Below are 22,804 nucleotides of genomic sequence, written 5' to 3'. Positions count from 1 at the left end.
GCCATCTGCCCCGAAGGTAACCGCCAGGGCAAAGCAACGTCGCCGGCCGTTGCTGTTCGCACTGTGCGCGGTCCTGGTTGCCGCTGGAGCGCTGGGGGCAGCCTTCGCCTACACCTCGCTCAACGACACTCAGGAAGTCCTCGTCGTCTCCCGCGACATCACACGTGGCGACGTCATCGAGGCGGGAGACATCTCGGTTGTGCGCGTTAGTGTCGACCCGGCGCTCACACCGATCAGCGGCGACCAGAGGTCAAGTATCGAAGGCAGCCGAGCAGCCGTCGACCTGTGGGCAGGCACGCTGCTGTCCGAGCAGCAGGTCGCAGAGACACTGGTGCCGGGAGAGGGAGAATCCCTGGTCGGCATCAGTCTCACCCCGGCACAGATGCCCTCGGAGCCCCTGTATTCCGGCGACAGCGTCCGGATCGTCACCACCCCCGGTAATCAGGGCGAGATCGGCGACGAGGAGCCGGTCACGATCGACGCCACCGTGGTTGGTGTTAGTCGAGTGGCGGAGACCGGGGAGACCGTCGTCAACGTCTCGGTCCCGGTGGGGGACTCGGCCGATCTGGCAGCTCGCGCGGCAACTGGACGTGTTGCGCTCGTGCTCGATGCCCGGGAGCGCTGAGCTGTGGCGCTGATTGTCCTGGCATCCGCGAGTGGATCACCTGGCGCCTCCACCGCGGCGCTCGCATTCACCCTGAACTGGCCCCGGCCCGCTCTCTTGGTCGATGCTGCGCCTGACGGAGCATCGGGTGTCTTCGCCGGCTACTTCCGCGGCGCACAGGAACCCACCGGCGGTCTGATCAACCTGGCCCTGGCGCACCGGGACGGAGCCCTGGCTGAGGCCCTGCCGCGGGAGACTCTGATCCTCGACGCAGCAGCGCCGCCAGAACGAGCACCGTGGTTTCTGCCCGGCATCCGTTCCCACGAACAAGCCCCCAGCATGGTCCCGCTGTGGGAGCCCCTTGCCGAGCAACTGCGGGCACTGGACCGCAACGGCCAAGACGTCATCGTCGACGCCGGCCGCCTCGGCCTTGTGGGCGGGCCCCAGCCGCTGATCGCGGCCTCTGATCTGACCCTGCTCGTCACGCGGAACTCACTGCCGGCCCTGGCTGGCGCCAGATCCTGGGCCACGGCATTGCGCGAACAATTCGTCACCGTGGCCGGCCTGCCCCGGCTGGGTGCCCTACTCGTCGACGAGGACGGACGCTGGCCGACGGTGCCGGCAGTCGTTCCGCGAGTCAGGCCCTACACCGCCCGTCAGGTCGCCAAGGCCCTCCAGATCCCCGTCGTGGCCTCGATCGACTGGGACCCCGAGGTGGCCGAGGTCTACTCCCACGGTGCACGCAAGCCCCGCAAGTTCGAATCCTCCAGTCTGCTGCGCAGCTACCGGGCCGCCGCCGCATCCATCGGCTCGATCCTCGCCGCCAACCAAGCCTCGCTCGCTCCCACGATCGGAGGACGCACGTGAGCACCAACGGACACCACCCCGATCGCGAACCGCTCAGCGCCGACGAGTGGCTCGCCGCGAGACACGCCTCCCAGCGCGACACGCGTTCGCCCTTCGCCCGCAGCCGCGCCACCAACAACGAACCGAACGTGCCACCGCGCACCAATCCGATGCCTGCCGACGACGACCCGACCTCGCTACCGATCTTCGGCGGTGCCTGGGCCAACGAGGAGACGCGACCGGGACGCGCTCGTTCCGAGTTCTCCCTGCGCCCCCTGGTCGGCGTCGACCCCGTCAATGACTCGCACGCCGACCACCCAGACCACGATCAAAACCACGAGGTAGACCTGGACTGGGATCTGGTTGCCCAGTACCGCGCCGAGGTCTCCTCACGGCTGACCGCACGCCTAGACAAAGAGGGCGGACGGATCACCGACGAGGGCCGTGAGCAGCTGGGTATCCAGGTCATCGAGGATCTGATCCAGACCGAGGCCGAGAACCTCGTCTCCACAGGCCGCCGTCCGTGGCCACCTCAGGAAGAGAAGGCACTCAAGACGGCCCTCCGGGCAGCCCTGTTCGGCCTGGGCCGACTCCAGCCGCTCGTCGACAGGAGCGATGTCGAGAACATCATCATCATCGCCTCCGGCCCCGACTGCTGGGTGCGGCTGGAACTCACCGATGGCACGCTGGTTGAGGTCCCTCCCATCGCCGATTCCGAAGACGAGTTGCGCGAGTTCCTGGCCGACCTCGGTTCACGTCAGAACCGACCCTTCACCGAAGCCAGGCCAAGCCTCCACCTCCGACTTCCCGGCGGTGCCCGCCTGGCCGCCGCCTCATGGGTCACCGCCGACACCTCGGTCGTCATCCGACGCCACGGCCTGCGCGAGGTCTCCCTGGACGAGATGGTCAACGACCACAAGGCCTGCGGACCCGTCCTGGCCGGCTTCCTCGCCGCCTGCGTCCGCGCCGGCAAAAGCATCGTCGTCTCCGGGGTCCAGGGCAGCGGCAAGACCACCTGGGTCCGAGCCCTGTGCTCATGCATCCCGCCCTGGGAAATGATCGGCACCTTCGAATCCGAATTCGAGCTGCACCTGCACGAGCTGCGCGACCGGCACCACATCGTGCACGCCTGGGAGCACCGGCCAGGCTCCGGCGAGGTCGGCATCGACGGCCGCCGAGCCGGGGAATTCACCCTCGAAGAGGCCCTCCACGACTCCTTCCGGTTCACCCTCGCCCGCCAGATCGTCGGTGAGGTCCGTGGACCCGAGGTGTGGGACATGCTCAAGGCCATGGAGTCCGGACCGGGCTCCATCTGCACCACCCATGCGCGCAGCGCGGACCACACCATCGAGAAGCTCGTGTCTTGTGCCATGGAGAAGGGCCCTCAGGTCACCCGCGAACTCGCGATCAGCAAGCTCGCCGCCGCCATCGACGTCGTGGTGTACCTGCGCGCCGAAGTGAGCGACAACGGTGACGGAACCTCCCGGAAACGGCGCTGGGTCGAGGAGGTCCTGGTCGTCGACCCGAGCGCCGACGCCGTCAGGGGCTACGCGACCGCTCCAGTCTTCGCCCCCAACCGGGCAGGGCAGGCCATCGCGACCGGCAAGTTGGACAATCACCTCGCCCACGAGTTGGTCCGCCACGGACTCGACCTTGAGGCCTACACGACAGAGGCCAAGGCCTACGAGGGGGTGGCCACGCCATGAACCCGCTCGTGCCCGCCGTCTGCGGCGCCCTGGTTGTCGCCGGCCTGATCGGTATGGTCTACGCCCTGCGACCGGCACCACCCAAGCCGCCCGGCCCTGCACGCGGCTTCGCCTCGTTCGGGCAGTTGAGCAGCCGCCTCGACCAGATGAAGCCACGAACCCGCAAGCTCATCGCCGCCGGCACCGCGACCGGCCTGCTGATCGCACTGGTCACCGGGTGGGTGATCGCCATTGTGCTTGTCCCGGCAGCCATCATCGGTATCCCGGTGCTGCTTTCGTCGCCGCCGGCTGCGGCGAGCATCGAGAAACTAGAGGCGCTCGAGGAGTGGACGCGTTCGCTTGCCGGCAAGCTGACGGCCGGCCAGTCTCTGCGCTCGGCACTCATCAAGTCACTGCAGTCGGTCCCCGCGCCGATCGCAACCGAGGTTGGGTTGCTGGTGTCACGGCTGTGGAACAGCTCCGGCACCGACGTCACCACCGAAGACGTGCTGCGCGCCTTCGCCGAGGACATCAATGACTCCACCGGCGACGTCGTCGCCAGCCAGCTCATCCTTGCCGCCAGCGGTCGCGGGCAGGCCGGCCTCGCCAAGGCCCTCGACGCACTCGCCGAGACCGTCGCCGCCGACGTGCGAGCACGCCGCCAGATCGAGGCCGATCAAGCCAAGCCACGCACCACCGCACGCACCGTCACGGCCATCACCCTCGGCGTCCTCGGCCTGCTCGCGTTCACCGGTGACTACATCGAGCCCTACGGCACCCCGCTGGGACAGGTCATCCTCACGATCCTCCTCGCCGCCTACGTCGCAACACTGCTGATGATGCGCCGGATGGCGGTCGCCAAGCCCCTCCCGCGATTCCTTGACCTCCAAGCGCGCAACACACATCGGCAGAACAGAAACGAAGGAGCAACGGCATGACCGGGCTCCAGCTCGCCCTCGCCAGCGGCACACTCCTCGGCATGGCCGTTGCCCTCCTGGTCTGGAGAGTCGCGCCCTCCGACCCGGACCTGGTCGACGCACTGGACCGACTCTCACCCGACCACGTCGTCCCACGTCACGGCGCCGGGGCCTCAGGCGCCGAGGACACTGAGTCAGGCTCGCTGGTAGACCGGGTCGGCGTATGGGCACTGAAGAACCTCCCCGGAGGTGCCTGGGCACGCACGCCACGCAGAGACCTCGCCATCTTGCAGATCAGCGAGACCCGGTTCTATGGGCAGAAGGTCGTCTGGGCACTGCTCGGCCTGGTGATGCCTCCGCTGCTGGCCGCGTTCTTCGCCCTCATCGGACTGCCGCTCCCGTTCGTCATCCCCACCTTCGGTTCGCTGGCCCTGGCCACGCTGTTCTGGTTCATGCCGAACTACAACGCCATAGACGACGCGAAGAAGGCCCGCATCGAATTCAACCGTGCACTCGGTGCCTACATCGACATGGTCGCCACAGGTGTCCGCGACGGGGCCAGCGGCCAGCAGGCCCTGCGCACCGCAGCCGAGGTGGGCGACACCTGGGTGTTCAAGCGAATCGAGAGTGAGCTTCGCCGCGCCAGCTACATGACCCGCGCACCCTGGGACTCCCTCCACGACCTTGCCGACGAACTCGGAGTCACCGAGCTCGACGACCTCGCCGACATCATGCAGCAGTCCGGGCAGGACGGATCCCAGATCTACGCCAACCTCCGTGCCCGCGCCGCAGCGCTCCGCGCGGCGATGCTCAGCGCCGAAGTCGGCAAGGCCAACGCCGCATCCGAGCGCATGTACATCCCCGCCAGCCTCCTCGGCGTCGTCTTCATGGCGATCCTCATCGCCCCCTCGATGCTCCGATTCACGACCTAACGACCTAACACCGACCCCAAACAACCGGGTCACCCGAACCCACCACAAGAAAGGAAGCAAAGCCGATGCTCAAGCTCTTCATCACTCTCCAGATGGCGGCACTCACCGTGCTCACCGCCCTGGAAGACCGGATCGACAAGCACCGCGACGAGCGCGGCTCGGTCACCATCGAGCAGGTCATCTGGGCCGGTGCCGTGATCGTCATCGTCGGCATCGTCGTGGCCGCCATCAAGTTCTTCGTGACCAGCGAGTCCGCGAAGATCAAGTAGGACCAGATGATCGCCAACCCTCGCCTCCGCGACGAGCGCGGCTCAGTGACCATCCAGATGGTCTTCCTGATGCCAGCGCTCTTCCTGGTGATGTTCGTTGGCCTCCAGGGGGCGTTGTACTACCACGCGCGCGAAGTTGCGCTCGCGGCCGCACAAGAGGGCGCGCGCGAGGCAGGCAGCGAGACCGGCACCCGCGATGCCGGGGTCGAGACAGCCAACACCTTCCTCACCGACGCCGGCGGGTCCGACGTGATGACCTCGACCAGCGTCTCCGGCTCCCGGACGACGACGACCGCGAGCGTCACGGTGAGCGGCAAGAGCCTCAGCGTGATCCCCGGCTGGCACGTCACCGTCACCCAGACCGCCAGCGTTCCTGTCGAGAGGCTCACCCAATGAGCGCCTCGGCGAACCAGCTACGACCGCGAGACCGCGACGAACACGGATCAGCGGCCATCGAGGCCGCGATCGGGATCCCGGCCTTCGGACTGTTCGTGGCGATGATCATTCTGGGTGGTCGTGTTGCGGTAGCCAAACAGTCGGTCGAAGCGGCCGCTTACGAGGCAGCTCGCGCGGCCTCGATCGAACGCACCCAGGGCGAGGCGATCAACTCCGGTAAGACCGCAGCAACGAGCAGCCTCTACGACCAAGACGTCAACTGCACGACCACCAACGTCACGGTCAACGCGGCCGCGTTCGATGCCCCACTGGGCACCACCGGCCACGTCACCGCCACCGTGACCTGCAACGTCGACCTCTCCGACCTGACCCTGCCCGGCGTGCCCGGGCACCGGGTCATCACCGCGACCGCCTCCAGCCCCGTCGACGCCTACCGGGAACGCCGATGAACCGCCCCCAGGCGCACCCCCGGCTCCGCCAGCGGACGCGCGACGAACGCGGCTCCATCACCGTCTGGTTCGCCACGGCATCGCTGGTGATGACCATCCTCGTTGGCATGACCGTCGACCTCGGCGGCAAGGTCCACACCCAACAGCACGCCCGCAGCGTCGCAGCTCAGGCCGCCCGCACCGGAGCCCAAGAGGTCCAAGGCTCGACAGCCGTGCGTGGAGGGGACCTCCGGGTCGACATCGCCGCCGCGAAATCAGCCGCCCAGGACTACCTCCGCTCCGCCGGCGTGAACGGGACGGTCACCGTCACCGGTGGCGACACGCTGGTGGTCCGCACCACCGACACCTACGACCCCAAGTTCCTCGGGATCATCAACCTGGACTCCATGCACGTCACCGGGGAAGCATCCGCACGGCTCATCCGTTCCCAAGGAGGCATCGAGCGATGAATACTCCCACGCTCCGCCAGCGACTCACCGGATTCCTCGCCACGGTGGCAGTGCTCGGCATCGTCGTCGGGCTCCCCATCGTGTTCCTCGCGATCGGCGCCAATCCGATCCCCGAGCAAGCGCCCACCCTCGACGGGATCAAGGACTCGCTTCTGGTCCCCGACGACGGCATGCTCGTCCTGGGATTGTTCAAGGTGGTCGGCTGGCTCGGATGGGCCTTCATGACGCTGAGTCTCGTCGTGGAGGCCGTTGCCCGGCTCCGCAAGATAGAGGCACCCAAACTCCCCGGACTCCGCCTCCCACAAGCCAGCGCCCGTGGACTCATCGGCCTGGCCGCGCTCCTGTTCGTGGCTCTGCCCCTCGTCACGCAGGTCCCCACCGCATCAGCCGATCCTGGGCCCGCCACCGTTGGGGCCGAAGAGGAGGCCGGCACCAGTCGAGGGACGCCGACCTTGCACGCCGCGTCCGTAGACACCCCGAAGCAGGACACCAAACACCAGAAGACGAGCACCCACACCGTTCAGCCAAGAGAAAGTCTATGGTCGATCGCCGATACCCAACTCGGCGACGGGGCACGGTGGAAGCAGATCCACGATCTCAACCGCGAACTATTGGGAAACGAGCCCAGCTTCCTTGAGCCCGGATGGGTCTTGGAGCTGCCCGCACCAGTGGGCAAGGGCGCGCCAGCCCACCAGTACCCGGTGAAGCCCGGCGACACGCTCAGTGAGATCGCACAAACCGAGCTCGATGACGCCGACCGCTGGCCGGAGATCTACGAAGCCTCCACGCACATCACCCAACCCGGAGGTGCCCAACTCACCGACCCCGACATCATCGACGTCGGCTGGACGCTCAACATCCCCGGCACCCAGGCCGAGCCCACCGGACAGCCCGACAAGGCCGCAGCCCCGGCGGACGAGCAACGGCCGCTCGACCCGCCACCGGAGAAACAGACCCCGCCCACCCCAGAGGCCCAAGCACCGGAGACCACTGCTCCCGACCTCCAGGAGCCGCGCGCCGAAGAGATCACAGCACCAGCAGCCGACGTCGACCAGGCCGACGAGTCCGACGACTCCGTGCTCGACGCCCCGTGGATCCTCGCCGGCCTCACCGGTGGGGGAGTGCTGCTGTCCGGAGCACTGCTCATGGCACTCAAAGCCCGGCGACGCGCCGGCTTCCGAAACCGGCCACCGGGCCGCACCATCGCCGCCCCTCCGCCCGAGCTCGCACCCGTCGAGATGACACTCACTGCCACGGGCGCCACCACCGCCGCCACCGTGGAGTTCACCCACGAAGCCCTCCGCCGTCTCGCGGCAGCCGTCGGCACCGCCAGCGGGACTATGCCTCCGGTCGCCGCCGTAGAGCTCGGCAGCGGTGAGCTGACCCTGCACCTCAGCGCCCCCGCAGAACTGCCCGCCCCCTGGGTCGGCACCCCGGACCAGACCCACTGGCACCTCAGCACGGACACACCCGCCGCCGACCTCGGCCCAGACGCCGACAACGTTGAGGCGCCCTACCCGCTCCTGGTGACCATCGGCGCCAGCGACACCGGCGAAACCTGGCTGCTCAACTGCGAAGAACTCTCCACCCTCACCATCAGCGGCGACTCCACCTACGGCCGCGACTTCGCCCGCCACCTCGCCGCCCAACTGGCCGTCAACCCGTGGTCACGCCGCGTCCAACTCGACTGCATCGGCGTCGCAGAGGAAACCGTCGTCATGGACGACCGGATCGCCTACCACCCCACCGGCTCGGCCGGCACCCCCGCCACCGCCGAGACCCTCGCGGCCGCCGTCACCACCGTCGACCGAGCCACCCGACACAACACCGACGTCTCCACAGCACGCACCGGCAGCGTCGACGACGACACCTGGCCCGCACGAATGCTGCTCCTCGACGCCGCCGCGGGCGACCCGGACGAACTCCAGCAACTGCTCCAGTTGGTCAACGACCACGCCGGCCAATCCGCCACCTCCATCGTCGTCGCCGGCGAACGCCCCAACACCCCCGGAACCGCCCTGCACATGACCAACACCGGCCGCGTCGTCCTCGAGCACGCCGGCCTCAACCTCATCGCCGTCGGCCTCACCAGCGACGAGGCCCGCGGCTGCGCCCTCGTCTACGCGCAGAGCGAGACCCCGGAATACGTCGACACGCCCGTCGACGAGACCGCCACCGACGGCTGGGAGGCCTACACCGACCAATCCGGCGCCTTGCGCCGGGAGTACACCCTGCCCCGCAACACACCCACGGACGCCGTCGACGAGCCACTGTCCTCCCTCCTCGAGGGCGACGACGAGGACTACATCCGCGAGAGCGCGATCGTGCAAGAGGACCTCGAAGCTCTGGCGCCGAAGGTGCCCGCCCACATCCGGGCCGAGGTCGAGGAGAAGGACCCCACGCTCGACCAGGACATCGCCGACTGGTTCTCGTCCACCTGCGCCCGGCCCCGGCTCAGCCTGCTCGGCCCCGTCAACGCCCGCACGCACGGCAAGGCCCTCGCCAAACGCAAGCCCTACTTCACCGAGCTCCTCGCCTACCTCGCGCTCCACCGCAAGAACGGCGCCACCCGCGAGCAGATCCGCGAGGCCTTCACCATCTCCGACGGCAAGGTGCGCGACTACACCACCATCGTCCGCGACTGGCTCGGCATCAACCCCGAGACTGGTGAGGACCACTTGCCCTACGCAGACAACGCGCCCGGCACAAAGATCACCGGAGTCAACGTCTACCAGGTCGACGACGGACTGCTCATCGACCTGGACCTGTTCCTCCGGCTACGCAAGCGGGGCCAGGCCCGGGGCAGCGCTGAAGGCGTCGCCGACCTGTGCACCGCCCTCGAGCTGGTTGGCGAGACCCAGCCGTTCAGTCAAAAGCGGGAAGAAGGATGGGAATGGATGATCAACGAGCCCAACCGCCTCGACCAGATGGCCCCCGGCTGGATCGCCGACGTCGCCCTCATCGTCGTCACCGAAGCGCTCGCCGCCGGCGACCTGATCAAGGCCCGCTCCGCTGCATACGTCGCCAACCGGGCCGACCCCGACGGAGAGAGCACAAGGCTGTGCCTCGCCCACGTCACCAAGGCAGAAGGCGACCAGTTCGAAGCCGAGCGGATCCTTCGCGAAGAGGTCTACAACCGATCCGACGACGGCGACGCACCCATGGAACTGTCGGACCGCACGAAGACAATCATCCGTACAAACGGCTGGCTCGCGAGCTGACTCGGGAAGGGACCACCAGCGCATGACCATGTTCAACCAGGAACTCACCGGCCGCTACATCGCGTCCGGCGGCGTCCACCCGGAACTTGACGCTCGACGCGTCGCCCGGGCCGTCTTCGTCCGCGACACCATCCGAACCCTCTACGACGCCGACAAGCGGTTCGAAATCTACCCGGCCGGCAACGGCTTGATGGACGAACTCGTCGACGCAGCCGAAGAGCCCCTCGAACTCATCGCCAACGACGTCAGCCAGGGATCCGGTCACGGCGCCGCCCAACACGACAGGAGACACCCCATGAGGAAGCACCACTCAGTACTAGGGGGAGTGGTGCTCGCGCTCACCCTCACCCTGACCGGGTGCTCGGACAACGGCAACGATTCCGACGCCCAAGACACACCTACGGCGACCTCGTTGACGCCAACCAGTTCGCCGCCCACTCCGAAGACCCCCGAGGAGAAGGCCGCAGCACAGCTGACCCACTACCTAGACGTGCGCGACGAGTTCTACCGCGCGGCCACGATCGAGTTCAAGCGACTCAACAGGGTCGCGACCGGAGACGAGTTCCTCCAGATCCAGGCCACAGTCGCTGACATGGATCAGTACCACATCAAGGTCACCGGCCAGTACGTCCACACTCTCGGCGAGCCGCGTCGTCGCAGCGACGCGAAGTTCATCTTCCTGGACTGTGAGGACCGAGCGGGTGTCACCGAGCGCAACAAGGCGGGCAAGAGGATCAAGCACTCGGACCCGAACGGGGACCCCCTGCGCAACCCTGTTGCAATTGAATACACGCTCGTCCGCGACGGAGGTGCGTGGAAAGTGTCCACATCAGACATCAAATGGGATCAGCCGTGCTGAGACGGGCGCTGCTGGCCCTCCTCCTGGCGACAGGAGCCGTAGTCTTTTTGGGCCATCAAGCCGCGTATGCCGAGTGCTCGGAGGTCTACAACCCGGAGACGGGTGAGTTTGAGCTCGATTGCTCGGATGATGGTGCGGACCCCGTGGGTGGCGATCCCGATACTGGCGGGTCGTCGACCTGCACCAATGCCGGTAGCGAAATACCCTGCACGGGTCCGAATGGATCGGCCTGGAGCAGCGCCCACGGGTGCTATGTCGGCGCCGTCTGGGACCCAGGCGGGGAAGGTGACCAGCCGCCTCCCGGGGAGACGAAGAAGGACGGTGGGTGGCACATCTGCTACTTCCCGCCGCCTGGATCGTCCTGGGAACCGGTGTGGATCGAGAACGGGACGGTCACGATCGACCCTGTCGTGCTCGCGAACCGTGCGATTGTGTCTATGAACCTTGACCCGATCACGATCGGCATCGTGCCTGAGTCGGGCGCGAACAGGGTCGGTCTGGTGGGCCTGCCCGTTTGGATGTGGGTTGACAATCAGACCGCGAACACTTGGGGTCCGATCACGAGATCGGCGAGTGAAGGCCCGGTCTCGGTCACCGCCACCGCCACCGTGTCCAGTGTCATCTGGAACATGGGTGACGGCACCAAGGTGAACTGCACAGGCCCCGGCACGCCCTACGCCGACAACTACGGCAAGCAGGAGTCTCCGACCTGCGGACACCGCTACGCCATGATGTCGACCGACCAGCCCGACGGTGCCTATCAAGTCACCGCGACGAGTCACTGGGTAGTGGCGTGGTCCGGCGCCGGGCAATCCGGAATTATCGAGCTCGACCTCACCACGAACCCGTTGCCGATCCGCGTCGGTGAGGGCCAAGTGCTCACGCAGTGACGACAAGTCGAGTAGCGGGGGAAAGCGGACCGCGGGTCTGGTAGCGGCTGGAGGCGTCACCCTGCGCGGTCGACTTCGCACCCGCCTTGCGCACGTCTTCGGGACTGATCGTGGCCACGATGTTGCCCCGGTCGCCGATCTGCCGGATCGCGTCTTGGAGCTGCCCGTCGAGCACAGTCCGGTCCACGACCACGATGACCGAGTCGAAGACGCCGTGTGCTGGCGAAGGCCGGGTTCACCGAGACGGACCATGAGGAAACCACCTCGGGGACCTACCTGCTCACTATGAGACGGCTTTGAGAGAAGCCCCCGATGATGGCCGAATCGCCACGCCGGCGGCGGGACCGCGTGGTTCAGTGGCACCGATCAGAGCTCCCTTCAGTCTTCGTTGGATCTCGACAAGCAGCGCCGGAGCACCGACAGGATTACGATCGTGCGACGTGAGGAGGTCGGCTTATCGTGCGTTTCGTAGACAGGGCACTGCTTGTTGGCGGTGCCGCAGCTTTCGCCGCGGCGTTGAGCACGAGATTGCGGGAGGCGCAGGAGGAGAAGCGTCGCATGAGTTGCCCGCTACTTTTTGACACTGTCCCCCAAGCCGTGTTTCACGCCATCGTGGCCCAGGCTGGCGCGCGGACAGTACGGCTTTGGGCGTGGCGTGTTCGTGGAATGCGGGTTGACGTGGAGGTTACGTCCAACACCGGATTGTCTCACTGGGACGCGACGTTGGATTTCAGTGACTACGGTCGACTGACTGGGAACTACTGGCTCACCTCGGAGAACGACCGATCGCATGTGCCGGAGTTCTTCGGCCAGAAGGTGTCCACCGCCATGTCGAACGTACGGGATGGAATCGAGCAGCGGTGGTCAAGACCGACGCCGTTGTGGGTGTCCCCCGATGGCATTTCTTACTGGGACGGTCACGTCTATCGGCCTCTGGCGAAGGGATGGGCATGGGACGGGTTTCGGTGGGTCGAGTCTGATTTCTGAGACTCTGCCCGAGCCCAACATTGTGCCGGTGGTCCGCGTGAGCCTGCTCGGCTGCGCTGGAGAGCCCGGTCAGCAGGAAGAACCTTCGATGCCGAGACCAAACGCCAGCCCCGGACACTAGAGTGCACAGAGTGATCACAGGTGAGCTGAAGAGCAAGATCGACGGCGTCTGGAACGCCTTCTGGACCGGCGGCATCAGCAACCCGCTGGAGGTCATCGAGCAGATCACCTATCTGCTCTTTCTGCGCCGCCTCGACGACCTCCAGACGATCGCCGAGAAGAAGGCGCGCATCACCGGTGGAGTGATCGAAGACGCCAAGTTCCTGCCGGGCCAGGAACACCTGCGCTGGAGCCGCTTCAAGAACCTCGACGCCGAGGTCATGTACAAAACCGTCGCCACGGAGGTCTTCCCGTTCCTCCAGAGCTATGGCACCCAGGTCGGCGGCGACGACGCGACGTACGTCGACCACATGAAGGACGCTCGCTTCACCATCCCGACCCCGGCACTGCTGAGCAAGGTCGTCGACATGCTCGACACCATCCCGATGGAGAACAGGGACACCAACGGCGACCTCTACGAATACATGTTGTCCAAGATCGCCAGCGCCGGGCAGAACGGTCAGTTCCGCACACCACGCCACATCATCGAGCTGATGGTGGCGATGACGGCGCCGAAGCCGGACGACGAGATCTGTGATCCTGCGTGCGGCACGGCAGGATTCCTCGTTGCAGCGAGTGAATACGTCCGCGAGCAGCACCCGACGACACTCACCGACGCCACGCAGCGCGCGCACTTCCACAACTCGATGTTCCACGGCTACGATTTCGACAACGTCATGCTGCGGATCGGCTCGATGAACATGCTGTTGCACGGCATCGAGTCCCCCGACATCCGCTACCGCGACTCCCTCTCCGAGGGCGCCGCCGGCGACGCCGAGAAGTATTCGCTCATCCTCGCGAACCCGCCCTTCGCCGGCTCTCTCGACTACGAGTCGACCGCCAAGAGCCTGCTCCAGGTGGCGAAGACGAAGAAGACCGAACTGCTCTTCCTTGCGCTGTTCCTGAAGCTGCTCAAGCCCGGCGGCCGCGCTGCAGTCATCGTGCCCGACGGCGTGCTCTTCGGCTCATCCAAGGCCCACAAGGACCTGCGCAAGATCCTTGTCGAGGACCAGAAACTCGACGCCGTGGTGAAGCTGCCGTCCGGTGTCTTCAGACCGTACGCCGGTGTCTCCACTGCCATTCTCTTCTTCACCAAGACGAACTCGGGCGGCACCGACGATGTCTGGTTCTACGACGTCCGGGCCGATGGTTTCAGCCTCGACGACAAGCGCAACCCGATCGAAGCCAACGACCTTCCCGACCTCGATAATCGTTGGTTGAGCCTGTCGAATCCAGACTCTCTCGAAAGGGACCGCGCCCGCACCGATCAGTCGTTCCTCGTCCCCAAGGCCGACATCGTCGCCCAGGACTACGACCTCTCACTCAATCGCTACAAGGAGATCGAGTACGACGAGATCGAGCACCGCGCCCCGCTCGACATCATCGCCGACATCGAGACTCTCGAGGACGAGATCGCCAAGGGGCTGGTTGAGTTGAAGGCCATGCTCTCGTGACCATCGTTCCACTCGCTGAGCTCGTCCGTCCTGCCGGGAACAAGGCTGGGGGCGAGACGGACTTGCCGGTGTACTCCGTAACCAAACACGCGGGGTTCGTGCCGAGCCTGGAGTACTTCAAGAAGCAGGTGTTCAGCCGCGACGTTGCGGGCTACAAGGTCGTCGAGCCTGGAGACTTCGCCTACGCAACCATTCACCTCGACGAAGGTTCAATCGGCATCGCGCCCGCACGCGGACTGATCAGCCCGATGTACACGGTATTCAGGACGGACGACTCGCGCGTCGATCCGGCATTCCTCATCCGATATCTGAAGAGCCCACGGGCGCTTGCCCTCTACCCCCAGCTCGGCAAGGGGGCGGTCCATCGCCGCAAGGCGATCTCGTTGGCGGCGCTCGGTAACCTGCCGGTACTGCTCCCGCCCCTCCCCGAGCAGCGCCGCATCGCCGCGATCCTCGACCACGCCGACACCCTCCGCGCCAAACGCCGCCAAGTGCTTGCCCACCTCGACTCCCTGACCCAGTCGATCTTCAACGACATGTTCGCCGACGTCCTCGAACGAACCCGGCTCAAGGACATGGGTGTCGACTTCATTAGCGGGAAGAACGTCTTGGGTGACGATATGGACGCGCACCCCGTCAACCGCGTGATCAAAGTCAGCGCGATCTCTGGCGGAACATTTATCCCGTCAGAATCCAAGCCAATGCCTCGTGACTACTCACCCCCAGAAACTCACCGACTCCGCAGCGGGGACATCCTGTTCGGCCGAGCAAGCGGGTCGCTCGAACTCCTGGGGGCCACAGCCGTAGTGGACGACGCGCCGGACGACTACTTCCTTCCCGACAAGGTCTGGCGGTTGACGACAACTGCAAGCGGTCCTGTGACCAAAGGCTTCATCCTGGGCGTGCTCCGGTCAGCCGATGCGCGCGCATTCATTCGCCACACCGCCAGCGGCGCAGCTGGAGTGCGAAACATTGGCAAGGCCAAACTCTTGGAGTATGAGGCACCGCTGCCGCGCATCGACCGACAGCTCGACTTCGCCGAACGGATCGAGAAGATCGACCGGGAGCGCGCCGCACTACAGCGTGCCCTTTCCGCCGACGACGAGCTCTTCAACTCTCTCCAATCTCGCGCCTTCCGAGGGGAGCTCTGACTGATGCCCGTTGAGATGAGGATGTGGCGCATCGATGGCGATGAGCCGAAGCCGCTGACGACGTCGGTGCTCCCGGCGGAGAAGGATCTGCACGAGTTCTTGAAGCGCGACCCGTCGCTGCTCGGCGAGCGGCTTCTGGTCATTGGCAGTGAGGTGATCACGCCGTACGGGTCACGGCTCGACCTGCTGGCAATCGACGCCGACGGCAATCTCAATCTGTTGGAACTCAAGCGCGACAAGACGCCACGAGAGGTCGTCGCCCAGGTGCTTGACTACGGCTCGTGGGCCTCGACACTGTCACGCGACGACATCATCGACATTGCCACCAAGCACCTCGACCAGCCGTTCGAGGCCGCGTTCGAGGACGTCTTCGGCAGTGCACCGCCCGACGAGCTCAACGGGGATCTGAGTCTCACCATCGTGGCTGCCGAGCTCGATGCCAGCTCGGAGCGCATCGTCAACTACCTTCGCGACTTCGGTGTTCCGGTCAACGCGGCCTTCTTCTCCTATCTCGAGGACGACGGGCGTCGCTACCTGGCCCGCTCCTGGCTTACTGCGTCGGACGACGAGACACCGACCGCGACCACGGGAAGCAAGAAGAGCAAGCGCGCGGCCTGGAATGGCAAGGACTGGTACATCTCCTTCGCTGGTGGTGAGCGCGTGTGGGACGACGCACGCCAGTTCGGATTCGTGTCGGGTGGCGGAGGGAAGATGTGGTCGCAGGCCATGCGGTCGCTGCCGAAGGACGCCCGCATATGGGTCAACGTTCCCCCGATGCGCTACGTCGCCGTGGGCCGAGTCTTGGCGCCGGCATCTCGCTTCGAGGACGCCGAGGTCCACGTGGACGGCAACTGGTTGCCGCTCGCCACTCAAGCAGTGCAAGGAACGTACTCGAGCGATCCGGGCCGACACGATGACACCGCCGAGTGGGTTGTGCCCGTGGAATGGATTGACGCCCGTCCCCTCGAGGCTGGGTTCTGGGAGAAGGGCATGTTCGCGAGTCAGCACAGTGCCTGCAAGCTCCGACAGGAGTTCACGCTCGAGAGGCTGACTGCGCACTTCGACCTCGGCGATGAGGGTGAGTGAGCGGGGTATGAGCAACTTCGTCTTCGCCAAGACTCTTCCTTCGGTGCATGCCGACTGCGTGCGCGGGGAATCGTACCTGTCGAGCGACCCGGCCGCCGCCTGCTTCTACAGCCGGAGGGCGATCGAGCAGCTGGTGCGACACCTGTACGACGTGATGGGGCTCCAGGTGCCCTATCAGGACGACCTCGCCGCCCGGATCAACGACGCAGCCTTCAAGGCAAAGGTCGGCATCGGCATCGTCGCGAAGCTCAATCTCATCCGCCGTCTGGGCAACGCCGCGGCCCACGAGGGCCGCGCGATCCAGCCACAGACGGCACTCCAGGTGCTGCGCGAGCTGTTCCACGTGATGGTGTTCGCGGCGTACCACCACTCGACAGACCCCGCGGCGGTGCCGACCGGCGGCCAGTTCGACCCCGCGCTCGCGGCCAAACTCGCACCGCTCTCACGCGACGAGCTGGTGAAACTGGCGGCCAAGTTCAAGGCGCAGGACGACGCCCACGCCAAGGCATTGGCCGAGCGCGACGACCTGTCGGCTACCAAAGATGCCGAGATTGCTGCGCTCAAGGCACAGATCGCCGCCGCGCAGACAGCGAACACCAGACCGGATGACCATGACTACTCCGAGGCCGAGACCCGGCGGTTCATCATTGACGTGCTCCTTGCTGAGTCTGGCTGGCCCCTCGATCGAGAGCGTGATCGTGAGTACCCAGTCGTGGGCATGCCGAACAACGAGGGCAAGGGGTTCGTCGACTACGTGCTGTGGGGCGCTGACGGGCTGCCCCTCGCGGTGGTGGAGGCAAAGCGTACGACCAAGAGCCCCCAGGTGGGTCAGCAGCAAGCGAAGCTGTACGCCGATTGCCTGCAGGCCGAGTTCGGCCGACGACCGGTGATCTTCTACAGCAACGGCTACCAGCACTGGGTCTGGGACGACGCCGCTTTCGGCAGCTCGGGATACTCACCCCGAGAGGTGCAGGGGTTCTACACCCGCGACGAGCTCGAGCTGATGGTCCAGCGGAGGCAGACCCGGCTGCCACTCGCTGGCGCGGCGATCGACGGCACCATCGTCGAACGCTACTACCAGACCCGCGCGATCAAGGCGATCGGCTCAGCCTTCGACAAGCGCGAGCGGGAGGCCCTGCTCGTGATGGCAACGGGCGCTGGCAAGACGCGCACCGTCATCGCCCTGGTCGACCAGTTGATGAAGTCCAACTGGGTCAAGCGGGTGCTCTTCCTCGCCGACCGCACGGCCTTGGTCAACCAGGCGGTCAATGCGTTCAAGACCCACTTGCCTTCAGTGACCACCGTCAATCTCGTGACGGAGAAGACCACCGACGGACGGGTCTACGCCTCGACGTACCCGACGATCATGAACCTCATCAATGACGTCGACGGTGGAAGTCGAAGGTTCGGACCGGGACACTTCGACCTCATCGTGATCGACGAGGCACACCGGTCGGTCTACAAGAAGTACGGCGCGATCTTCGACTGGTCCGACGCATATCTGGTCGGGCTCACCGCGACCCCCAAGGACGAGGTCGACCACAACACATACCGGCTCTTCTACCTCGAGGACGGCGTACCGACCGACGCCTACGGCCTCGACGAGGCGGTCGGTGACGGCTTCCTGGTGCCGCCGTTCGGTGTCTCGGTGGGCACCAAGTTCCTGCGGCAGGGCATCCGCTATGACGAACTCTCCGATGAGGAGAAGGACGAGTGGGACGCCCTCGACTGGGGCGACGACGGCCCGCCCGAGGCGATCGACTCCGAGGAGCTGAACCGCTTCCTCTTCAACGAGGACACTGTCGACAAGGTGCTCGCCACCCTAATGACCGACGGCTACAAGGTTGCCGGCGGCGACCGTCTGGGCAAGACAATCATCTTCGCCAAGAACCAGGCCCATGCCGAGTTCATCGAGAAGCGCTTCAACATCGCCTACCCCGAGTACGGCGGTGAGTTCGCGCGCGTGATCACCCACGCGGCGACGTACGCCCAGAGCCTGATCGACAGCTTCTCGCAACCCGAGAAGCCGCCACACATCGCCATCAGCGTCGACATGCTCGACACCGGCATCGACGTGCCTGACGTCGTCAACCTGGTGTTCTTCAAGATGGTGCGGTCGAAGTCGAAGTTCTGGCAGATGATCGGCCGCGGCACCCGACTGCGCCCAGACCTGTTCGGCCTCGGCGAAGACAAGAAGGACTTCTTCGTCTTCGACTTCTGCGGCAACCTCGACTACTTCGGCCAGGATCTGCCCGGCTCCGAAGGTTCGCACCAGAAGTCGCTCACCCAGCGCCTCTTCGAATCCCGCCTCGGACTTGTGCTCGCCCTCGATCACGCGGCCGTCGAGAAGCCCCTGCGCGACGCCAATACGGCCTGGCTGCACGAGATCATCGCCGGGATGAACCTCGACAACTTCCTCGTGCGTGCCCATCGGCAGCAGGTGGAGACCTGGTCCTCGGCCGACCGGTGGGCAACGGTGACGAAGGAGGACGCCTCCGAGATCCTGGGGCACCTCGCTGGTCTGCCGTCGACTGTGCGCGATCCCGACGAGGACGCGAAGAGGTTTGACCTGCTCGTGCTGCGCCGTCAGCTCGCTCAGCTGGAGGGGGACGCTGTTGCCGCCGAGCGGATCCGTGAGACCGTCCAGGCCATCGCCGCTGCTCTTCTGCCGAAGAAGGCCATTCCCTCGGTGGCCGAACAGCTGGTGTTGCTCGACGAGGTAGCCGGCGACGAGTGGTGGGTGGACGTCACCCTGCCCATGCTCGAGGTGATGCGTCAGCGGATCCGCGGCCTGGTTCGCTTCGTCGAGAAGACCAAGCAGAACCCCGTCTACACCGACTTCGAGGACACCCTGGAGGAGTCGACCCTCATCGACCTTCCGCAAGTCACCTCCGGCATGAACTGGGAGAGATTCCGCGCCAAGGCACAGGCCTACCTGAAGGAACACGAGGACCACGTCGCGCTGCAGCGACTGCGCCGCAACAAGCAACTGACCCCCGAGGACCTCGATGCCCTCTCCGGCATGCTTGTCGCCTCCAGTGGCGACCAGCAAGTCGACCTCGCGTGGGTCACCGAGCGCGCTGGGGCCCTCGGCCCGTTCATCCGCTCCTTGGTCGGCCTCGACCGGGCTGCCGCCGCCGAGGCATTCGGAGCGTTCCTCGATGAGTCGGAGTTCTCCGTCGAGCAGGTCCGATTCGTCTCGCTCATCGTCGACGAGCTCACCGCCAACGGCATCATGGAGCCAGCGCGCCTCTACGAGTCGCCGTACGTGGACCACGGCCACGTCGACGTCATCTTCCCCAGCGACTTCGAGGTCATCGTCGACATCCTCCGCGACGTCAACGCTCACGCAATGCCAAGCGGTGTCGCTTGATCATTGGACCGTGAGTGATGGCGGCTTCCTTCGAGAACCGAGTGAACTCACCTGAGATGCGGTACGCCTACCAGTTGGCGTACTCGATGCGCATGCTCGCCGAGATCTCAGACCGCTACCAAACTGCGCAGGACAGTGATGACCTGCTCCCGGCCCTGGCGATGCTGGACGCCTTCTACGTACACATCCGCCTGATCGCTGAGTTCCTCACTCGAAAGACGAACACGCTGGACTTCGGGCCAGCACAATTCGGCGTCGAGGGGTGGACTGCGCCGTCGACTCATTCGGCAGAGCGACTCACGGATTACTGGCACCGCGCCAGCAAGTACGTGATGCATTTCGGACACGACCGCGTGCCGGCCAACCTTGACGAACTGCAGTCCTTCGAAGTCACAGCCGCCACACTCCAGACAATGACTCGAGACGCGGTCGATGTGCTGGACGCGTTCGTGGCACAGATGGAAGCAAATGACGAGGGCAGCCCGGTACTGACCGGGCAACGACTTCGCGCCCAACTCCTGCGAGCGGAACTCGACCGTTCCAAGTCGCTCTTGGAAGAAGGTTGAGCGACTCCCGATCCAATGCCACGAAGCTTCGCCAGGCTAGTCGATTCCGGTCCCCGCTGCGCCCCTCACCACCTCATGCCCGGTCAACGGGTGTCAGCCTCTTGTGCCCGACGTCCGGAACCCGGCCACCGCAACTACCGGCTTCATTCACGCCGCTACTTTGCAGGCACCAAAGTCGACTGACCGAGTAGACCTTGACAATGACAACGGTTTGTCAATCTTCAGTGCCTCTCGACAGTAGATGCCGAACAGGGTCAAATCCGAAGTCTTCTGAACTTTCGGGGGGACGCCCTCTGACCTGCACAAACGGGCGTCCCTCCCTGCGTCCCCCCTTCAAATCGGGCGTTAGGGGGGACGGGTGCGGGGACGTGTGGACGCGACCTTTCTTGCCGTGATCAACCACGGATGAAAGGAGCGCGTGCGATGAGTGTTGGCGATCAGTTGAACCTCGACGACAACAGCGGACTGCTCGACCAGGCCCGCAGCAAGTGGGGCACATGGGTGGATGCGGATTCGCGCCTCGCCGTCGTCGCGGAGTTCGATGACCTTCGCGCGTGGCTGCCCTCGGCGGACCCGGAGGTGGCCGACGAGGTACTCCTGGCCTTGGCGATGCTGGCCGCGCCGGACGGCGGCGACGACATCGCGGCGACAGCCGCGCTCGCCAAGTGCCTGCTCCCGGGTGCCTGCAGGCTCGCCGGCTGGCTGAGCAGGATGCCACCGAAGGAGGTCTTCCGCGACAGCCAACCGGTCCAAGCCGGCGGTTGGTCGGCGGTTGAGCGCATCGACGAACTGGTGGCCTCCCAACTGTGGATCGAGGCGCGCACCTTCCCTTGGCGCCGGCTGCGGAAGGTAGCTGCCAATATCCTGGCCAACACCCGTGTTGGGGTGCTGCGCGAGGTCGGCGACTTCTTCCACGTCTCCCGAGCCGACCGCACCTGGGCCAACACGACCCTCGTCGAATCCTTCTCGGCCGGCGACCCAGCTGACCGCGGAAGCGGTGCACGCAGCATCGGCGAAATGCCAACCGAACGAGCCGCCGGGGCACTGCACCACCGGCCCGGCATCCTCGCCGACAGCTCCGGCCCCGATGAGGAGCCGGAGGCCGCTGAGGAACTCCTCCAGCTGCTCGCCTGGGCGTGCGAGTGCAACGTCATCAGCCTTAACGACCGTTACCTGCTGCTGTGCCTGGTCGATGAAGCCGACCGGGTCAAGACCCGCAATCTGACCCGCGGCTATGGGGGCTTACTGAGCGACGAGCTCTCGAAGCGGGTCGCACCTCGCGTCGGAGTTGCCGAGGCCACCGTCCGCCGCCACGGAAAGCGCAGCATACGTGCGCTCGCCGTGGCCGCGCCGGGGAAGTTCGGCCATGACGAATGAACGGACCAATGATCGCTCCCGGCACCCCTCGACACATAGGCGACTGGAGGTGGTGAAGCCCATGACAAATAACCAGAACGACGAAGCCCCCAGGACGCCGGCACAGATTGCCGAGCTGTTCACGATCGCTGGCCGCGAGACCGACGCGATCACTCAACTCACCGGCTGCGTCGAGCAGCTCTACGTCGTGCAGGCCGCCAAGCGAGACCTGGCCGGCCTCACACCGGACGAGGTGCGCGCGGCATTGGAGTTCCGCTGGTCTGGCGTGGGGGAGGCCCAGTGAGCACCCAGGCCGCAACGAGGCCGGTTGGTGTCGACGAGCTCAAGCGTGCATGGCAGGCCGTCAACGCGGGCGACTTCCGCACCGGCCATCGCGTTATCAGCAAGCCACGGGGCCGGGTGACCACCGACGAGTTGGAAGTCTGGTCCCGGGCCACCGGCGAACACACCATCGCGGTACTCGGAGCAATTGGTTCCGCTGGCGCCAGCACTGTCGCCCTCGCTGCCGGGCTCGCGGCCGTGTCGCCGGTGCGCATCCTCGAGTGCTGCTCTGTGAGCACTTCGGGCCTCACTGCGGCAAGCACTGCGGAACTCGGTCTGCACGCGGACCGGTGGCGCCAAGGCAAACGCGACCATGTCGTGCTCGAGCGGGCCAGCGAGATCCTGGCCGCCGTCGACCACGTGCCCGTGCCGACCGATGCTGTGCACGAGAACCAGCTGACGATCCTCGACGTGGGGTGGGAGGTCGGGCAACTGCTGGGTACCGACTGCTGGCTCGCCGATGCAGTCCGCACCGCAAACCAAGTCGTCGTGGTCACCACAGCGACCATCCCGGGGATGCGCCGACTGGCGGTCGCGATGGACATGCTCGCCAGCCACTGGCAACCCGAACAGATCACCCTCGCCGTCCGCGGCCCGCGCCGCAAGAAGTGGCCGCGCGGACTGGAGCACGCCGGAGGGGCGGCCACACACCGCGCCCTGGCTCAGGACCGGTGCGTCGAGATCCCCGAGGACCGCGAACTCGCAGTCAACGGCCTGGACTCGCGCCCTGTGCCACCCCACCTGATTTCGGCAGCACGCCTGCTGCTCGAACCCGCACACCTGTCCACCGACAACGCACCCACCTGACACCTG

Annotated in this window: 22 protein-coding genes; 21 read left to right on the top strand and 1 reads right to left on the bottom strand. The window is 65.8% G+C overall.

The annotated features are described in order from the left end of the window. Positions 1-49 precede the first annotated feature (49 nt). The 12 genes from NJ4_RS01510 to NJ4_RS26295 all read left to right on the top strand — a co-directional run bounded on the left by NJ4_RS01510 (position 50) and on the right by NJ4_RS26295 (position 11,517). Entirely contained in the window at positions 50-625 is a 576-nt protein-coding gene (locus tag NJ4_RS01510; RefSeq protein ID WP_245644400.1) for an SAF domain-containing protein, read from the top strand. Between the two features lie 3 nt (positions 626-628). Beyond that, positions 629-1,471 (top strand): hypothetical protein, encoded by an 843-nt coding sequence (locus NJ4_RS01505; protein ID WP_067429088.1) that lies wholly within the window; start codon positions 629-631, stop codon positions 1,469-1,471. After that, positions 1,468-3,156 carry a CpaF family protein gene (locus NJ4_RS01500; protein ID WP_067429085.1) on the top strand — a complete coding sequence of 563 codons (1,689 nt, stop codon included), beginning with the start codon at positions 1,468-1,470 and terminating at the stop codon, positions 3,154-3,156. Before NJ4_RS01505 ends, NJ4_RS01500 begins: the two co-directional genes overlap by 4 nt. Continuing rightward, positions 3,153-4,073, top strand: a complete 921-nt coding sequence (locus NJ4_RS01495; protein WP_067429077.1) for a type II secretion system F family protein — start codon at positions 3,153-3,155, stop codon at positions 4,071-4,073. Before NJ4_RS01500 ends, NJ4_RS01495 begins: the two co-directional genes overlap by 4 nt. Continuing rightward, a complete protein-coding gene (locus NJ4_RS01490) occupies positions 4,070-4,984 on the top strand; it encodes a type II secretion system F family protein (RefSeq protein WP_067429072.1) in 915 nt (304 codons plus the stop codon). The genes NJ4_RS01495 and NJ4_RS01490 overlap by 4 nt, the downstream gene beginning before the upstream one ends. Before the next feature lie 65 nt (positions 4,985-5,049). Next, positions 5,050-5,253, top strand: a complete 204-nt coding sequence (locus NJ4_RS01485) for a hypothetical protein (RefSeq protein WP_067429070.1) — start codon at positions 5,050-5,052, stop codon at positions 5,251-5,253. A gap of 6 nt (positions 5,254-5,259) precedes the next feature. Further along, positions 5,260-5,649 carry a TadE family protein gene (locus NJ4_RS01480; protein WP_067429067.1) on the top strand — a complete coding sequence of 130 codons (390 nt, stop codon included), beginning with the start codon at positions 5,260-5,262 and terminating at the stop codon, positions 5,647-5,649. Then, positions 5,646-6,098, top strand: coding sequence for a TadE family protein (locus NJ4_RS01475; RefSeq protein ID WP_067429065.1), 453 nt, complete (start codon positions 5,646-5,648; stop codon positions 6,096-6,098). Before NJ4_RS01480 ends, NJ4_RS01475 begins: the two co-directional genes overlap by 4 nt. Then, complete coding sequence (locus NJ4_RS01470) at positions 6,095-6,547, top strand: TadE/TadG family type IV pilus assembly protein (RefSeq protein WP_067429063.1); 453 nt, start codon at positions 6,095-6,097, stop codon at positions 6,545-6,547. Before NJ4_RS01475 ends, NJ4_RS01470 begins: the two co-directional genes overlap by 4 nt. Next, positions 6,544-9,768 carry a LysM peptidoglycan-binding domain-containing protein gene (locus NJ4_RS01465; protein ID WP_067429060.1) on the top strand — a complete coding sequence of 1,075 codons (3,225 nt, stop codon included), beginning with the start codon at positions 6,544-6,546 and terminating at the stop codon, positions 9,766-9,768. Before NJ4_RS01470 ends, NJ4_RS01465 begins: the two co-directional genes overlap by 4 nt. Before the next feature lie 22 nt (positions 9,769-9,790). Then, entirely contained in the window at positions 9,791-10,627 is an 837-nt protein-coding gene (locus tag NJ4_RS01460) for a hypothetical protein (protein WP_067429057.1), read from the top strand. Beyond that, positions 10,621-11,517, top strand: coding sequence for a hypothetical protein (locus NJ4_RS26295; RefSeq protein ID WP_217996714.1), 897 nt, complete (start codon positions 10,621-10,623; stop codon positions 11,515-11,517). Before NJ4_RS01460 ends, NJ4_RS26295 begins: the two co-directional genes overlap by 7 nt. Here the strand turns inward: NJ4_RS26295 and NJ4_RS01450 are convergent. Continuing rightward, positions 11,507-11,704, bottom strand: coding sequence for a hypothetical protein (locus tag NJ4_RS01450; RefSeq protein WP_067429048.1), 198 nt, complete (start codon positions 11,702-11,704; stop codon positions 11,507-11,509). The two genes, NJ4_RS26295 and NJ4_RS01450, sit on opposite strands and share 11 nt — an antisense overlap. Before the next feature lie 272 nt (positions 11,705-11,976). Here NJ4_RS01450 and NJ4_RS26290 point away from each other — a divergent pair, with 272 nt between their 5' ends. The 9 genes from NJ4_RS26290 (at position 11,977) to NJ4_RS01405 (ending at position 22,798) form a co-directional block, all read left to right on the top strand. Continuing rightward, complete coding sequence (locus tag NJ4_RS26290) at positions 11,977-12,504, top strand: hypothetical protein (RefSeq protein ID WP_217996713.1); 528 nt, start codon at positions 11,977-11,979, stop codon at positions 12,502-12,504. Positions 12,505-12,635: 131 nt separating this feature from the next. Continuing rightward, complete coding sequence (locus tag NJ4_RS01440) at positions 12,636-14,117, top strand: class I SAM-dependent DNA methyltransferase (protein ID WP_067429042.1); 1,482 nt, start codon at positions 12,636-12,638, stop codon at positions 14,115-14,117. Further along, on the top strand, positions 14,114-15,268 hold the full coding sequence (locus tag NJ4_RS01435) for a restriction endonuclease subunit S domain-containing protein (protein WP_067429039.1): 1,155 nt from the start codon (positions 14,114-14,116) through the stop codon (positions 15,266-15,268). Before NJ4_RS01440 ends, NJ4_RS01435 begins: the two co-directional genes overlap by 4 nt. A gap of 3 nt (positions 15,269-15,271) precedes the next feature. After that, the gene (locus tag NJ4_RS01430; RefSeq protein ID WP_067429036.1) at positions 15,272-16,354 is read left to right on the top strand and encodes a PDDEXK family nuclease; all 1,083 of its coding nucleotides are present in this window, start codon (positions 15,272-15,274) and stop codon (positions 16,352-16,354) included. 7 nt (positions 16,355-16,361) lie between these two features. Beyond that, positions 16,362-19,727 (top strand): DEAD/DEAH box helicase family protein, encoded by a 3,366-nt coding sequence (locus NJ4_RS01425; RefSeq protein WP_067429034.1) that lies wholly within the window; start codon positions 16,362-16,364, stop codon positions 19,725-19,727. 92 nt (positions 19,728-19,819) lie between these two features. Next, positions 19,820-20,293, top strand: coding sequence for a hypothetical protein (locus tag NJ4_RS01420; RefSeq protein ID WP_157550561.1), 474 nt, complete (start codon positions 19,820-19,822; stop codon positions 20,291-20,293). 423 nt (positions 20,294-20,716) lie between these two features. After that, positions 20,717-21,670: a hypothetical protein gene (locus NJ4_RS01415; RefSeq protein ID WP_067429025.1), complete on the top strand. Its 954-nt coding sequence runs from the start codon at positions 20,717-20,719 to the stop codon at positions 21,668-21,670. Between the two features lie 61 nt (positions 21,671-21,731). Next, positions 21,732-21,953 carry a hypothetical protein gene (locus tag NJ4_RS01410; RefSeq protein WP_067429023.1) on the top strand — a complete coding sequence of 74 codons (222 nt, stop codon included), beginning with the start codon at positions 21,732-21,734 and terminating at the stop codon, positions 21,951-21,953. Next, positions 21,950-22,798 (top strand): hypothetical protein, encoded by an 849-nt coding sequence (locus tag NJ4_RS01405; RefSeq protein ID WP_067429021.1) that lies wholly within the window; start codon positions 21,950-21,952, stop codon positions 22,796-22,798. Before NJ4_RS01410 ends, NJ4_RS01405 begins: the two co-directional genes overlap by 4 nt. Positions 22,799-22,804 lie beyond the last annotated feature (6 nt).

Origin of the sequence: Nocardioides jensenii JCM 1364 = NBRC 14755 (genome assembly GCF_001552535.1) — a bacterium.
Classification (GTDB): domain Bacteria; phylum Actinomycetota; class Actinomycetes; order Propionibacteriales; family Nocardioidaceae; genus Nocardioides; species Nocardioides jensenii.
This window is presented reverse-complemented; position numbering and strand designations above follow the sequence as displayed.

Excerpts from the sequence above, each read along its gene's own strand:
- NJ4_RS01465 (WP_067429060.1), top strand. The coding sequence starts at position 6,544 with ATGAATACTCCCACGCTCCGCCAGCGACTCACCGGATTCCTCGCCACG.
- NJ4_RS01430 (WP_067429036.1), top strand. The coding sequence starts at position 15,272 with ATGCCCGTTGAGATGAGGATGTGGCGCATCGATGGCGATGAGCCGAAG.
- NJ4_RS01470 (WP_067429063.1), top strand. The coding sequence starts at position 6,095 with ATGAACCGCCCCCAGGCGCACCCCCGGCTCCGCCAGCGGACGCGCGAC.
- NJ4_RS01420 (WP_157550561.1), top strand. The coding sequence starts at position 19,820 with ATGCTCGCCGAGATCTCAGACCGCTACCAAACTGCGCAGGACAGTGAT.
- NJ4_RS01495 (WP_067429077.1), top strand. The coding sequence starts at position 3,153 with ATGAACCCGCTCGTGCCCGCCGTCTGCGGCGCCCTGGTTGTCGCCGGC.
- NJ4_RS01410 (WP_067429023.1), top strand. The coding sequence starts at position 21,732 with ATGACAAATAACCAGAACGACGAAGCCCCCAGGACGCCGGCACAGATT.
- NJ4_RS01490 (WP_067429072.1), top strand. The coding sequence starts at position 4,070 with ATGACCGGGCTCCAGCTCGCCCTCGCCAGCGGCACACTCCTCGGCATG.
- NJ4_RS01475 (WP_067429065.1), top strand. The coding sequence starts at position 5,646 with ATGAGCGCCTCGGCGAACCAGCTACGACCGCGAGACCGCGACGAACAC.
- NJ4_RS01425 (WP_067429034.1), top strand. The coding sequence starts at position 16,362 with ATGAGCAACTTCGTCTTCGCCAAGACTCTTCCTTCGGTGCATGCCGAC.
- NJ4_RS01480 (WP_067429067.1), top strand. The coding sequence starts at position 5,260 with ATGATCGCCAACCCTCGCCTCCGCGACGAGCGCGGCTCAGTGACCATC.
- NJ4_RS01415 (WP_067429025.1), top strand. The coding sequence starts at position 20,717 with ATGAGTGTTGGCGATCAGTTGAACCTCGACGACAACAGCGGACTGCTC.
- NJ4_RS01485 (WP_067429070.1), top strand. The coding sequence starts at position 5,050 with ATGCTCAAGCTCTTCATCACTCTCCAGATGGCGGCACTCACCGTGCTC.
- NJ4_RS01460 (WP_067429057.1), top strand. The coding sequence starts at position 9,791 with ATGACCATGTTCAACCAGGAACTCACCGGCCGCTACATCGCGTCCGGC.